The organism is Cohnella lubricantis (assembly GCF_014212015.1).
Taxonomy (GTDB): domain Bacteria; phylum Bacillota; class Bacilli; order Paenibacillales; family Paenibacillaceae; genus Cohnella; species Cohnella lubricantis.
The window spans coordinates 1-14,078 of the sequence record NZ_JACJVN010000055.1; the positions used below are offsets into that span (position 1 = coordinate 1).

A 14,078-nucleotide genomic window follows, 5' to 3' on the forward strand; every position below is an offset into this window, starting at 1 on the left:
TCATCCAGCCGGTGCACCGGGCGGAAGCGGCACATCTCGCCCTTCTCCCGCCAGTAGTGAACGACGCCGTTCGCCAGCGTATTCATGTAGTGGCCTGTCGTCGGGTGGACGATAATCCCCGCCGGCTTGTTCAGCACGAGCAGATGTTCATCTTCGAAAACAATATCGAGCTCCATCGGCTGCGGATAGATGTCCTCGGACGTCTCCTGCTCCATGCGGAATTCGACGATATCCCCTTCCGCCAGCCGATAGCTCGGATAGGCCCGCTCTCCATTAATCGTGAGCCCTTCCTCCGACTGCTTCAGCCGGACGAACAGCCGCCTGGAGACGCCCAGGCGGTCCCGCATCACATCGCGCAGCATGCGGCCGGCATCCTTGGCGTCGGCGACATGCACGACCGGCGCATAATAGCGTTCGCTCATTCCGGCTGCGACCTCCGGTTCTCGCCGAAGACGCGGGCTCCGCGCTCGTATTCCACATCCGGAACGCCGAGCAGCACGTTCGCCCGGCGCGCAGCCGTGAAGAAGTAATCGGACAGCCGGTTGATGTAGCGGAGCGTCTCTTCCGGATACGGCTGACTGGACGCGGCCAGCGTCACGATGCGCCGCTCCGCTCGCCGGCACACGGTCCGGCAGACGTGCAGCAGCGCGGCGATCTCGCTGCCGCCTGGCAGAATGAACCGCTCGATCGGCGGAAGCGCTGCTTCGTGGCGGTCGATCCATGCCTCCAGCCGCTCCGCCATCTCGGCTGTCACCTTAAGCTTCGCAGGCTCCGGGTTCGCGTAAGACAGATCCGAGCCGCAATCGAACAGCTCCTGCTGGATGACGGCCAGCTCCTCAGCCAGCTCCTCCCAATCAGCGGAACTATCGCGCTCAAGTGAGCTCACAGCTGCGGCGGCTTGGCCGACGAAGGCGTTCAGTTCGTCAATCGTCCCGTATGCTTCAACCCGAACGTCATCCTTCGATACCCGGCCTCCAATGACAGACGTGCTGCCTTTATCTCCGGTTCGGGTATAGATTCTCATCGTGATAAGTCCCCCGTTTCATCATGGTGCCTTTGAGCTCCTCCGCGAATCCGGCTGTCAACCGGTACAACTTGTCGCATGCCGAAGCCAGCCGTAGGTTCGCCTTGGACAACTCGCGCAAATACCACCGTTCCCACGGATCGCGTACGAGTCCTGCCGGCGTCTCCTCCGTCACGACAATCCGCTTGCCCTCGAAGCTCAGCAGGGCGGCGATGACGCTCTGCAGCGACGCTTCCAGCTTCCGCGTCCGCTTGCGGAACACCTCACTCGTCTCCGCCGGCTTCCTCGGGCGCCCGCGTCTTGGCAGGGCAGCCGCTTCCGGAGGAGGGAACAGCTTGCGCATCTCCTCGATCTCTTGCCGCAGCCATCCGGACAAGCTGTCCACGACGATAATTCGCTGATTCGCACGGAACGGATTGGAACGCAGATTAATCAGGTTCAGTCTTTCCGCCAACGTATGATCAGCCGGCAAGGTCATCTCGTTCGATTCATCCCTGCTTACGGGATCGTTCAATTCCGGCGCTACGCCGGTTATTTCCGAATCGGGCCAAGCGGGACAGACCAGCTTGATCGCCTCGCGGCCGTGCGTCCGGGCTAATGCTTCAGCGAATGCCGACTTCCCGCTGCCAACGCCACCGGTGACGATCCAGAGCATGCCTAATCCCTCCTTCAAGCCTCCATGCATTTAACTATAGCACAAAAGAAAAAGCCCAGTCACGAGAATGACGGGCTCTATCTATGGTTAGACACAAGCTTCATATATTCGATGATTTTCGTGTCCAATAAGCGGCTTATCTCCATGACGGAATCCGAAGTGAACGACTCTTCCTTCAAGAAGGCTTCCGTCATGCTTCTTCTTAACTCGTTTATTTCCTCTTCTAACCTGTGATTCGAGGCGTCGCATGCCGGAATCTCTGCATCCGCGGACGAGATGGAATGAACCGCGGCATCCTGCTCCAGGAAAGATTGATGTTCCGCCGACTCCATGCTCTCTCCCCTTTCGCGTGGCTAACATCCAGCGGGTGAAAAACAAGGGTTATTATAGCAGAACGCGAGGAAAAAACCTATTAGTTTGGAGCAAATTGCAATATTATCGCAATTTGTTCAAGAAGTTTCCAATCCTCTCCAGAGCCTCCATCAATTGCGCGACGGAGGTGGCATAGGAGCAGCGGATGAACCCTTCGCCGCCCCGGCCGAAGACATAGCCGGGAACGGCCGCGACTTTGGACTCCAGCAGCAGGCGCGACGCGAATTCCTCCGAGGACAAGCCGGTGGATTCGATACATGGAAAAGCATAGAACGCGCCCTGCGGTTCATGGCACGGCAGGCCGATGTCGCGGAAGCCCTGCACGACGAGACGGCGGCGCTGGTTGTACGATTCGATCATCCGGTACATATCTTCCATGCCGTTCGTCATCGCTTCGAGAGCCGCCACCTGCCCCATAATCGGCGCGCACATGACCGTGTACTGATGAATCTTGAGCATCGCCGCGATAAGGTCAGGATGGCCGCAAGCGTAGCCCATCCGCCAGCCGGTCATCGCGAACGCCTTGGAGAAGCCGCTGACGACGATTGTACGGTCCCGCATGCCGGGCAGCGAGGCGAAGCTGACGTGCCTCGATTCGTAAGTGAGCTCGGCGTAGATCTCGTCGGAGATGACGATCAAGTCATTCTCCTCGACTACCTTCGCAATCGGCAGCAGATCCTCGTACGTCATGATCGCGCCGGTCGGGTTGCTCGGGTAGCATAGAATGAGCACCTTCGAGCGCGGCGTGATGGCGGCGCGCAGATTGTCCGCGGTCAACTTGAACTGATCCTTGGCGAACGTCTCGATACCGACGGGAACGCCCCCGCTGAGCGTCGAGATCGGGCTGTACGGCAGATAAGTCGGTTCAGGCACGAGCACCTCGTCGCCCGGCTCGACCAGCGCGCGGAGCGCCAGGTCGATCGCTTCGCTGCCGCCGACGGTGACGAGCATCTCGTGCGCGGGATCGTAGGTCAGCTGGAAGCGGTCGTGCAAATAGTGTGCGATCGCTTCGCGCAGCTCGGGCATGCCCGCGTTGGACGTGTACTGCGTCTTGCCCTTCTCGAGCGAGTAGACCGCCGCGTCGCGGTACCGCCACGGCGTAACGAAGTCCGGTTCGCCGACGCCGAGCGAGATGATGCTGCTGTCCTTGCTGGCGCTAACCAAGTCAAAGAAACGCCGTATGCCCGAAGGAGGGATGGAACGGGCGGCAGAGGCAAGATAATCGTTCATGCCGCTGCGTTGCGATCGAATGCCTTGCTGTTGTTCCACGTCTTTGATCATAAGACTCCAGTTCCTTCCTTCTCCCGGATGATTACGGCGATATTAAGAGGCGGTGATCGTCTTCGAATTCTTCGAATATGATGCCGTCCTGTTTGTATTTTTTGAGGATAAAGAACGTTTTGGTCGAGATAACCGATTCGATCGTTGACAATTTGTTCGAGACGAACGACGCGACTTCCTTCAGGTTCTTGCCGTCGATCTCAACGCACAGATCGTAAGCGCCGGACATCAAGTACACCGATTTGACCTCGGGATACAAGTAGATGCGCTCCGCGATGCTCTCGAAGCCGTGGCCGCGCTCCGGCGAGCATTCCACCTCGATCAAGGCGGTGACTTTATCCTCGTCGACTTTGCTCCAGTTCACGACCGCCGCGTACTTCACGATGACGTGATCCCGCTCCATCTCTTCGATGGCGGAGGAGACTTCGGCCTCTTCTGCGCCTAGCATCGTCGCTATGGTTGCGGAGGATAGACGGGCATCTTCCTTCAGCAGATCCAATATTTTGGTTTGTAATTCGTTCACTGGGATCCCTCCTCCTGAATACCTCTCATATTACATCAAATACAGGCTGGATGGAAAGGGAACAAATCGCCCATGACGGCAAAAAGGCATTCCCCTTCAGGCAGACGGACGCCTTCGGGAATGCCTTCACGTATGCGCAGCGGCCGGCTCGCCGCGAGGGGTGGCCGCTCACATATAGCTGTGCGGCTGCTGGGGGTTATTCTGTTGCTGCCATTGCGGCGCCGGCTGGTAGGCCCAGCCTCCATACGATTGCGGCGACGGCGGATTCGCTGTGCTCTTGCGCTGCTGGACGAATTGGTTCGTCTTCTGCTGCGTCTGTTGGTATTGCTTCATCTGCTTGTCAATCTCCTGCCGGATGACAGGTGAAGCCGTATTGTACATCTGCTGCTGGCTCATCGCCGTGAACAGCTCGCCCTGCATCGCCAGCGACGTGTTCAGCAATTGCGTGAATTGCTGCCGGACGACGGGGCAGGATGATTCGGTAGCGGCGGTGGCGTACTCGCGGGTCACCCGCTTCAGGTCGGCGAGTACCGTGTAAGCCAGGTCTCCGTCCGGAAGGAACTGCTGCTGTTGCTGCTGCATTTGCTCGGATACCCTCCTCTTTAATGTTGGAATGTTGGTTAGCGGTTAGGATGACGGCTGGGTCGGTGCGATCCCTTGATGCTGCTGCAGGCAATTCAGCAGCGTCTGGTATTGCTGCATGTGGACTTGCGACTGGTGCATCAGCACCTGCTGAATCTGCAGATTCGTGCAGGAGAGCGCCGCGGCGGTGCATTGCTTGATCAGCAGATCCTCGTTCGACATGGAGTCCGCGATATATTCCAGCTCTTTCGCGGTCAGCGGTTGCATATTCAATTGAGCCGTTCCTCCTTTTTCCAACTTGAACGCCAAGCCGTATTATGCCACCTCGGATGCAAGGCTATGCAAGGTCCCTGTGCTCTCGCTAATACCGGCTTGCACCTTCAGCACACCTTTCGCGAACTAATTCCGCCCTTCCCCGCCGTGCGTGCGCCGATTTAGTTTGTTCGCGAACTAATTCCGCCCTTCCACGCCATGCGTGCGCCGATTTAGTTTGTTCGCGAACTAATTCCGCCCTTCCACGCCGTGCGTGCGCCGATTTAGTTTGTTCGCGAACTAACTCCGCCCTTCCACGCCATGCGTGCGCTGATTTAGTTTGTTCGCGAACTAACTCCGCCCTTCCCTGCCATGCGTGCGCCGATTTAGTTTGTTCGCGAACTAATTCCGCCCTTCCCTGCCATGCGTGCGCCGATTTAGTTTGTTCGCGAACTAACTCCGCCCTTCCACGCGGCCGCTTACTAGCGGAAATTTGCGTTCAATCCTTCATGTCCTCCTCACATAACACCCAACCATACGCTCGCTTCTTCCCTCCGCCAACTCTGACGAGAATTTGTTTATCCTCCAATTGTCTAACCGCCTTGCGCGCATTCACATAACCGCACTGCAAGAAGCGCTTCACATCCCCTAATAGAACAGGCCGCCCCAACTCGCTTGCCAATCGGACAATCTCGCGTTCCTGACTGTATAATTTGTTCTCTATCTTGTCCTCATGCCCGTACAGCTTGCCTATGAGCTGCTGCAGGATCATCTGCCACAGTCGCGGGCGCTCCTTCAGATCGTCGTACCCGATATGTATCACTAACCAACCATCATTAATAAGGAAAGCGCTCCTCACGCGATCGTCGCAGAATTCCCTCTTCGTGATATCCCGCTGATGTTTGCCATAGCCGTCGATCTCAATAGCGATCCGATAAGGCGGGCGAAGATAAGCCAAATCAATATACCGAGTCCCTCCTTGAAAATCAATCACTTCATACTCCGGATGCAAATGCTCCAAGTGTCCGAAAGCCGGAACCCAGACCGTTCGCAGCGCCTCTCTCTCCCCATGCCCATGTGCGCCGTTCTCCAGTCGCCTCTTTCGTTCCCCCTTGCTGCGTCTCATGTGCTCGTCCAGCCAGACGCGATGCTCCAACTCGAAGTTGACATTGGTTACGGTACTTTGACGATTCGCCATCATTTGGTTCTGCACTCCTTCAATTAGAATGGGATCCAACGCGCATAGCTGTGCCACGCCTCGAATGACGAATAGACGTTCACCTTCGGAGAAACAAGAAACGCCGCCCTTTCGAACCATAGTTCGAAAGAACGGCGCATGCTTTGCGACGTTGGTTATTTGAATGCGCGCTGAGCTGTTGAATGCAGTGCTTAGCTGATGCTTTGAATACGGCGCTCGCCTGATCATATGGGTTGCGGCACCTAGCTGATCATTCGATTGCTTCGCTCAGCTAAACATTGGGTTGCGGCAAAGTTGATCATTTCGTTGCGGCTCTTACCTGATCATTTGGTTGCAACGCTATGCAAGCTCCATGCAGCATTGTTCACCAGCCCGTCTGAGCGACAGGGATAGCGTTCCGCACAAGTTACCGCCATTCTACCACAGTCCTCAGCTTCAGAAAATCCCCATGCTCAAGTAGCGCTCGCCGGTGTCCGGCGCGATGCAGAGCACCCGCTTGCCCGGACCTAGCCTGCGCGCGATCTGCAGCGCGGCCCAGACGGAGGCGCCGGACGACGGGCCGACGAGCAGCCCTTCCTTGCGAGCGAGCAGGCGCGTCGTCTCCAGCGCGTCCTCGTCCTTGACACGAACGATCTCGTCGTAGACGTTCGTGTTCAAATTCTTCGGCACGAACCCTGGGCTCGTGCCGACCAGCTTGTGCGGCCCGGGCTGGCCGCCGCTCAGCACGGGAGAGCCGTCGGGTTCGACGACGGCGATGAATAGGCCCGGCAGCTTCTCGCGAAGCGTCTCCCCGGTTCCGGTGATCGTGCCGCCCGTTCCCGCCGTGGCGACGAAGGCGTCAAGCCGCCCTTCCGTCTGCTCGAGAATCTCGAGAGCGGTCGTCGTTCGGTGAATGTCCGGATTGGCGGCATTCTCGAACTGGTTCGGCATGAAGCTGCCAGGATGCTCCGCCAGCAGTTCCCGCGCCTTCGCGATGGCGCCCGGCATGCGCTGAGCCGCCGGCGTCAGCACGACTTCGGCGCCATAGCCGCGAAGCAGAGCGATGCGCTCCTTCGTCATGTTATCCGGCATGACAAGAATAAGCTTGTACCCTTTGGCGGCGGCATTCATCGCGAGGCCGATGCCGGTATTGCCGCTCGTCGGCTCGATAATGACGGAGCCCGGGGCGATCAAGCCGCGAGCTTCGGCGTCCGCTAGCAGGCCGAACGCGGCGCGGTCCTTGACGCTGCCGCTTGGGTTCATTTTCTCCAGCTTCACGAGCACTTCCGCGTCTTGGTCCGTCACGAGACGATTCAGCCTCACCGCCGGTGTATCGCCGATCAGCTCCGTTACCGATTGAACGATTCGAACCATCGCCTAGCGGCCCTTCTTCTGCTCTGCGCCCGCTCCGCTTAGACGCTGCGCAAATTCAGTCCGATTCTCTTCAGCCAGCGTATATTGCATGCTGAAGCAAGACGGACAGATATACATCGTCATCGCGAACGGGGCCTTCAGCACCGGCCCGCCCAGCATGTCCGACTCGCGAGAGAGGAAGCTGTCCGCATCGACAACCCGATTGCCCGCTTCCAGCATATATTCGCGGCAGTGCGGACATTCGGGAACGGTCTCCTGCTCGTCCAGAAGCTTCTCTACCGCTTCTTCGTAGACGAGCAAGCTCTCGCTTTTCTCACGCAAATCCTTGTCCTCGTCCCAATCTGCTAAGCCGCTCAGGTCTTCGACCTCGTCCTCGTCCAGTTCAGCCCTAGCTTCCGCATCCTCTTCCAGTTCTTCATTCCGGTCCAGCCCGATCTGAAGCGATCGATAGCCGCCAATCTCATTGTCGCAAATCGGACAGTAGCGCTCCGGCTCTTGGCCTTCCTCTACCGGCAATTCGCTCTGGCACCACGGACATACAATTACTGCCATATTTGGTTATCCCTCCATCACCATGTACACGATCCCGATCGCAAAGAACAAGATGGCAAACGCCAGCAGCGATCCCCACAAATACTTCATCCGTCCATCCTCCGTCTGCGCATTAGCCGTATGTCACCGCTCCGCCGATGATGTACGACAGCGCCGCCGATAATACAAACGCAATGAACCCGACCGCCCGGTTGTCCTTGCCGATCTCCTCATCAACACGAAGAACCGGGGTCAGGAATTCGAACATGAAATAGCCGATCAATAACAGCAGGAATCCGATAGCGGCCCATAGCAGGCTCTCATATATCGAATCCTGCGCTTCGATCGAGAACCGGAAGATGTTGCACATGCCGAATATTTTGCCGCCGGTCGCCAGCGCTACCGCCAAGTTGCCTTTGCGAATCTCTTCCCAGCAATTGTACTTGGTTACCCATTCGAAGCAAGCGAGGCAGACGATCAGCAGCAGAACGCCGACCGAGAAATAAGCCAGAATCGCAAGCAGCGGATGGGCCATTAACGCATCGACTGCCTCGGTATTCTGCACGGCGCACACCTCCCGCTATCTTATTTCAATTCGGCTACGGTGACACCTGCGCCGCCTTCGCCGTAATTGCCCAGACGGTAACTCTTGACATGCTTATGCTTGCGCAAAAATTCTTGGATCCCCGTGCGCAAAGCGCCGGTTCCTTTGCCGTGGATGATATACACCGAGCCGAGGTTCGCGAGGAACGCTTCATCCAAGAAGCGGTCCGTCTCGATGAGCGCCTCGTCAAGCGTCGCGCCGCGCAGATCAAGCTCCGTTCGGATGTCCTCATCCCTGGAGCGCTGAACCGTTGTGACGTTCGCGGAGCCTTTGGCTTTGACAGGTGATGCCGCCTGCTGCCGCACAGGCTCCAGATCGTCCAGAGCCACCTTCATCTTCAAGATGCCCAACTGGACCAATGCTTCCCCGCCGGACGACAGCTCCACGACATGTCCCTTCTGTCCGGCAAGGCTGTGCACCTTCACCTCGTCGCCGGGCTCGATCTTGGCCGCTTTGCCCTGTTGGCGCCGCGGCTTCTCGACCGGCTCCGGAACCGAATCCTCCAGCCGCTTGCGGGCTTCGATCAGCTTGTGCTCTTTGACCGAAGCGCCTTCCTCCATCGCCAGCTTGCGCAGGTCGGCAATAATCTCCTCCGCTTCGCGCCGGGCTTTGACGACCGACTTGCGCGCCTCCTCGCGGGCTTCCTCCAGCAGCTTCGCCTTCTGCTCCTGGAATTTGAACCGCTCCTCCTCGATCTTCTGGCGCAGCGATTCAACTTCCGCTCGCAGCCGCTCGGCCGTCTGCCGTTCGGATTCGGCGAGAATGCGGTCCCGCTCGAGCGAGGCGATCATCGTGTCCACCTTCAGCTCTTCCTCGCTCACTTGGCCGCGGGCATGCTCGATGATCGTCTTCGGCAACCCGAGCCGTTCGGCAATCGCGAATGCGTTGCTTCGACCCGGTACGCCGACAAGCAGCCGATACGTCGGCCGCAGCGTGGCCACGTCGAATTCCATGCTGGCGTTAATGATGCCCTCGCGATTATAAGCATAAGCCTTCAGTTCGCTATAGTGCGTAGTCGCCACGATCCGGCAGCCGACGCGGTGCAGATGCTCCAGCATGGCGATCGCCAGCGCGGAGCCTTCCGCCGGGTCGGTGCCGGCCCCCAGTTCGTCGAGCAACACGAGGCTGCGCGGCGTCACTTCGCCGAGCATGGAGATCAGATTCGTCATATGGCTCGAGAAGGTGCTCAGATTCTGCTCAATGCTCTGCTCGTCTCCGATATCCGCGAAGATGCCGTCGAAGATGCACAGCTTGCTGCCGTCATCCGCGGGGATAAACAAGCCGGACATCGCCATCAGGCTGAGCAGCCCGACCGTCTTCAGCGACACCGTCTTCCCCCCGGTATTCGGCCCGGTGACGATGATCGCGGAGTAATCCTCTCCGAGATCAAGGTCAATCGGCACGACCTGCTTGGCATCAATGAGCGGATGGCGGGCGCGCTTCAGCCGCACCATGCCTTGATCGTTAATCGCCGGCAGCGTTCCGAACATCGCATCCGCCAGCTTCGCTTTGGCGAAGATAAAGTCGATATAGCCGAGCGATTCCGCATCGGAGGACAGCAGCTCCGCCTTCTCGCCGACCAGCTCGCTGAGGCGGCGCAGAATGCGTTCGATCTCCTTCTGTTCCCGCACCTTCAGCTCGCGCAGCTTGTTGTTCATCTGCACGACGGCTTCCGGCTCGATGAACAACGTCGCTCCGCTGCCGGACGTATCGTGGACGATGCCTCCAAAGTGAGAACGGTACTCCGCCTTCACCGGGATGACGTAACGGTCGTTGCGCACAGTGACGAGGACGTCCTGCAGCATTTTCTGAACGGACGACGAACGGATCATGCTATCCAGCTTCTCCCGAGCGCGGCCTTCGTGAATGCGAATGTCGCGCCGGACCGAGCCGAGCTCGGAACTGGCCGAATCCATCACATCGCCCTGCTCGTCGATGCAGCGGCGGATCTCGTCCTCGATTGATTTGGCGTCGATCAACGGTTCGCACAGATCCGCCAGGATCGGGATCTCGATCTCATCCGCTACCGTTGCCGTATATTTGCGAATTCGCCGGGAGCCCATGATGAGCCCCGCGATATCCATCAGCTCAAGCGGACCCAGCACGCCTCCAATGCGCGCCCTGCCAAGCGATGGGCGAACATCCGTCACGCCTCCGAAGGGCGGATAACCCTTGAGCTGCGCAGCCCGTACCGCTTCGTCGGTGGCTGCCAGACGGCGGTTCACCTCGAGGGCGTCCGTAGAAGGCATCAGCTTGGTCGCCTCTTCCTTGCCAAGGGAAGTCTCGGCGGCATCCTGCAAGCGAAGGATGATCTTGTTGTATTCCAAAGTTGCGAGCGCTTTATCGTTCACGCTAAAGGTCCAACTCCTCTCACGCTCCATTATAGCGCAGCCGCCGCATCTTGCGAAACCTTCCAGTTATACTCTGAGGAAAGCAGGATAAGCTAACGCCAATACCGGTCTCAGCCGGAACTTTCTCAACAATGGAGGAGGCAACTATCATGCATTTCCTCGGTCATGTCGTACGCTTCATCGTCTCCGCGATCGTGATCTGGATCGTCGGCTACATCGTCCCGAACTTCTCGGTGGGAGGCTTCTGGAGCGCGCTGCTGCTTGCCTTGGTCATCGCAGTTCTCGGCTGGATCATCGAAGGCATCTTCGGCAAGCGAGTATCGCCATTCGGGCGGGGAATTGTCGGCTTCTTGGCGAGCGCAGCCGTTATCTGGATCGCGCAATTCGTGGTAGGCAACGTCCATGCCACGATCCTTGGAGCCCTGCTCGCCGCTCTCGTCATCGGGATCATCGACCTGTTCATTCCGGTCGCCAGCCCGTTCAACGCCGCCAAGAGCCGGGACTAACATCGCCGCTTGGCAATCTGCCCCAGGGCTTCCTCGTTCTTGGCGTACAGTCGCTATTCGCTTGTATGCGCAATGAGTTCCTCTATCCGGTATGATATGATATTCAGGGCTATACCATCGGTATTGGCCTGGAGAAGAAGCGCCGGAAGGAGATCATTCATGCGTATTATAAGTAGAATAGCGGCATCCGCGCTGATCGTATTAGCACTGGCTGCAGCGTTGTCCGCATGCGGCGGCGGGAACAATGATTCGACTGCTCCCGAGGAATCGATGACGCCATCGCAGCAGCTTGTGATCAAGGCATCCAATTGGCAGTTCGACCAGCCCGAATATACGATTCCGAAGGATACGCCGGTCGAGATCAAGCTGGTGAATGAGCAAGGCGCGCACGGCTTGCTCATCGAAGGCGCGAACGTCAAGCTGCACGGCGGCAAATGGTCCAAGGTCGTGAAGCTGGCTGCCGGCACCTACGAGATCAAATGCGCGACCGTCTGCGGCACGGGTCACCTGACGATGACCTCGAAGCTGATCGTGCAATAAGCCACAACAAGGAAAGTCCGGGCAGGAGTGTCGCTCCCGTCCGGACTTTCTCTCTGTATGTTGGCGTTGACATCGCCTGTTCGCCTGTTCGCCTGTTTGCATGCAGCTTACTGATTGCTGATTGTTAAACGCGGAATCGCACCAGCAGTTCCTTCAGCCGCTCCGACAGTGTGGCCAGCTGCTTCGCATGGTCAACAAGCTTCGCGCTGATCTCAGCCTGCTCGCCGGTCATCGCCGCCACTTCCTGAACCGAAGCCGTCGATTGCTCGGAGACTGCTCCGACGTTCATGATCGTCTCCTGCAAGGTTCGCTGCGCCGCTTCCATCTGCCGAACCTTGTCACTGCCATCGTTCAAGCTCTCGGTGAATTGGTTCATACGCTCGCCGATATCGCCGAACAGCTGCTCCGCCTGCTTGATCGCGCCGAATTGCTGTTCGAACAACGGACGCGCCTTATTCATCTCGTCGGTGGTCAGCGTGATATCCGATACCATTGATTGCATCCAGGAGGCGACGCGGCCGAGATGCGTCTCCGACTCCTTCGCCAAACCGCCCATTTCCTGGGCAATAACCTGGAATCCCTTGCCGGCGGCTCCGACCCGATTGGCCTCAATCGCAGCGTTAAGAGACAAGATATTGATCTGCCGGGCAAGGCGGTTCAATTGATCTAGCAAACCGGTAACGGAAGCGGTCTGCTCGCTTAACGCTTCCATCCGCAAATTGATGGCGCGGTTCGCCTGCTCGACTTGGCCGGTCGTCTCGGACAGCGAGCGGAGATGCTCCTGACCCTCTTCGCCTACGCGTCGAACCTGCCCCGCCTTGCTCTCCATATCCGCGTTCGAATCGATGACGCGGCCGACGCCGACCATGATCTGCTCCGCCAGCACAACGCCGCTCTCAGCATCCGAGGAGAGGGACGCCGAGCCTTCGGCGATGTCTCGGGTCGATTCCGCGATGCGGCTGGCCGACGCTTCGGTGCTGCGGGAGGCTTGTTCGACGGAGGCGGCCGTCTCGAACACCGCGGCGGCCGAATCAATCGTTTCCCGGATCAGTTCGCCTGTATTGGACATCATCTCGTTGAAATGGCTGCTCAGCTTGCCGATCTCATCCTTCCGTCGGGTTGCGGGAGCTCGTCCGGTCAGATCGCCGCTTGCGGCTCTCTCCATCAAATTCGCTATCGATGTAATTGGACGGGCTATGATCCGAACAACGCCCCATCCGACCAACGCAGCGAAGACCGCGGCGGCGATCGCTGTATAGATCGTGACCTGAGCGATCTGCACCGTATCCTTGGTTAGTAAGCTTAACGGTATCGAGCCGACAAGCAGCCACTCGGTACCTTCAAGCCCTTGCGAGGCAACAAGCTGTTGGCCGGATGAGGTGCTGATCTCTTCGGCGCCCTCCTGCAAGTCAGCATATTCCGTCGGCTGCCCCAGCTTCGAGGCATCCGAATGATAGACATACTTGCCGGTCGCGTCTTGAATGAAGACATCCCCTTCGATGCCATCGAAGCTGCTTTGGAGCGATTCCACCTTCACTTCAACCGCCAGAATGCCTATATCCTCGCCTGTCTTCACATTCCGGAGAAGACGAGCGATCATCAGCATCGGCTCCGGCGTATAGTCATCTTTTGCTTTGATGAAGTCTTCGCCGTTGCCTGGAGGAGCCAGCCATATCGGCTGTCCGCCCGCTTCCATTACCGTTGGAACCCAATCCGCTTGGAAGGCGTCGCTGGTAATGGTTTCTCCCTCGCTGGAAAAGCCGCCGCCGTCGTACAGCACGGTGACCGAAGCGATCTTGTCCGAGTCCGCTTTGGCCGAACGGAACGATTCATTCACGGCGTTCAGCAATTGCGTTCGTTTGGACTTGTCCGTCAAGTCGATCAACTGCTTGGCATTTTGCGTGAAGGACGCGTCAACAGCCAGCTTTTTGGATGCGCTTTCAATGTTGGCGAGAGTCATGTTGACATTGTCGGCCGTCTTATCGATCGTTTGGTCAAACGAGTTCTCAGCTTGCTTAGTAATGATGCCTTCCGAAATTCGGTAGGACAGCGTTCCGACAAGCACGACAAAAACGACGATTCCGACAAAAAAGGTAATAAATAGCTTGCTTCCTACACTAAATCCCTTGCGAAACGGGTTCATATTAGCAAGTGTCACCGCGTTGACCCCAAATATTCGGAAATATAATTAGTGTAATATCGAATGATAGCCCTTACAACTCACTCTGAATGTTATTTATTCCATTATTTTTGGGAGTATTGGCCCAAAAAAAGAGACTATCCGCCGTTTCCGCTTCGCGCGAATT

General features: G+C 57.8%; 16 protein-coding genes. 2 read left to right on the forward strand and 14 right to left on the reverse strand.

Features of this window, described 5'->3' with window-relative positions:
* The 13 genes from H4Q31_RS13625 to H4Q31_RS13685 all read right to left on the reverse strand — a co-directional run.
* Positions 1–422, reverse strand: a 422-nt coding sequence (locus H4Q31_RS13625; RefSeq protein ID WP_376698246.1) for a pseudouridine synthase, incomplete at its 3' end; no start/stop codon positions are given.
* Positions 419–1,024 (reverse strand): cob(I)yrinic acid a,c-diamide adenosyltransferase, encoded by a 606-nt coding sequence (locus H4Q31_RS13630; protein WP_185179615.1) that lies wholly within the window; start codon positions 1,022–1,024, stop codon positions 419–421. The genes H4Q31_RS13625 and H4Q31_RS13630, both read right to left, overlap by 4 nt.
* Positions 996–1,679, reverse strand: a complete 684-nt coding sequence (locus tag H4Q31_RS13635) for a bifunctional adenosylcobinamide kinase/adenosylcobinamide-phosphate guanylyltransferase (protein ID WP_185179616.1) — start codon at positions 1,677–1,679, stop codon at positions 996–998. Before H4Q31_RS13635 ends, H4Q31_RS13630 begins: the two co-directional genes overlap by 29 nt.
* A gap of 77 nt (positions 1,680–1,756) precedes the next feature.
* Positions 1,757–2,011 (reverse strand): aspartyl-phosphate phosphatase Spo0E family protein, encoded by a 255-nt coding sequence (locus H4Q31_RS13640; protein WP_185179617.1) that lies wholly within the window; start codon positions 2,009–2,011, stop codon positions 1,757–1,759.
* A 103-nt stretch (positions 2,012–2,114) separates the two neighbouring features.
* Positions 2,115–3,332, reverse strand: a complete 1,218-nt coding sequence (locus tag H4Q31_RS13645; protein WP_185179618.1) for an aminotransferase class I/II-fold pyridoxal phosphate-dependent enzyme — start codon at positions 3,330–3,332, stop codon at positions 2,115–2,117.
* A gap of 31 nt (positions 3,333–3,363) precedes the next feature.
* Complete coding sequence (locus H4Q31_RS13650) at positions 3,364–3,855, reverse strand: Lrp/AsnC family transcriptional regulator (RefSeq protein ID WP_185179619.1); 492 nt, start codon at positions 3,853–3,855, stop codon at positions 3,364–3,366.
* A gap of 168 nt (positions 3,856–4,023) precedes the next feature.
* A complete protein-coding gene (locus H4Q31_RS13655; protein ID WP_185179620.1) occupies positions 4,024–4,437 on the reverse strand; it encodes a spore coat protein in 414 nt (137 codons plus the stop codon).
* Between the two features lie 45 nt (positions 4,438–4,482).
* A complete protein-coding gene (locus H4Q31_RS13660) occupies positions 4,483–4,704 on the reverse strand; it encodes a hypothetical protein (protein WP_185179728.1) in 222 nt (73 codons plus the stop codon).
* 484 nt (positions 4,705–5,188) lie between these two features.
* Positions 5,189–5,890 (reverse strand): putative endonuclease domain-containing protein, encoded by a 702-nt coding sequence (locus H4Q31_RS13665; protein ID WP_185179621.1) that lies wholly within the window; start codon positions 5,888–5,890, stop codon positions 5,189–5,191.
* A gap of 432 nt (positions 5,891–6,322) precedes the next feature.
* A complete protein-coding gene (gene cysK / locus H4Q31_RS13670; RefSeq protein ID WP_185179622.1) occupies positions 6,323–7,240 on the reverse strand; it encodes a cysteine synthase A in 918 nt (305 codons plus the stop codon).
* Between the two features lie 3 nt (positions 7,241–7,243).
* On the reverse strand, positions 7,244–7,792 hold the full coding sequence (locus H4Q31_RS13675; protein WP_185179623.1) for a hypothetical protein: 549 nt from the start codon (positions 7,790–7,792) through the stop codon (positions 7,244–7,246).
* A 112-nt stretch (positions 7,793–7,904) separates the two neighbouring features.
* Complete coding sequence (locus H4Q31_RS13680; RefSeq protein ID WP_185179729.1) at positions 7,905–8,306, reverse strand: DUF350 domain-containing protein; 402 nt, start codon at positions 8,304–8,306, stop codon at positions 7,905–7,907.
* A gap of 50 nt (positions 8,307–8,356) precedes the next feature.
* A complete protein-coding gene (locus H4Q31_RS13685) occupies positions 8,357–10,726 on the reverse strand; it encodes an endonuclease MutS2 (RefSeq protein WP_185179624.1) in 2,370 nt (789 codons plus the stop codon).
* A 149-nt stretch (positions 10,727–10,875) separates the two neighbouring features.
* On the opposite strand from H4Q31_RS13685, the gene H4Q31_RS13690 reads away from it, so the two are divergent.
* On the forward strand, positions 10,876–11,232 hold the full coding sequence (locus H4Q31_RS13690; RefSeq protein WP_185179625.1) for a phage holin family protein: 357 nt from the start codon (positions 10,876–10,878) through the stop codon (positions 11,230–11,232).
* Between the two features lie 159 nt (positions 11,233–11,391).
* Positions 11,392–11,772 (forward strand): cupredoxin domain-containing protein, encoded by a 381-nt coding sequence (locus tag H4Q31_RS13695; RefSeq protein ID WP_185179626.1) that lies wholly within the window; start codon positions 11,392–11,394, stop codon positions 11,770–11,772.
* Between the two features lie 124 nt (positions 11,773–11,896).
* Here the strand turns inward: H4Q31_RS13695 and H4Q31_RS13700 are convergent, their stop codons facing one another.
* Complete coding sequence (locus H4Q31_RS13700; RefSeq protein WP_185179627.1) at positions 11,897–13,915, reverse strand: methyl-accepting chemotaxis protein; 2,019 nt, start codon at positions 13,913–13,915, stop codon at positions 11,897–11,899.
* Positions 13,916–14,078: the final 163 nt, after the last annotated feature.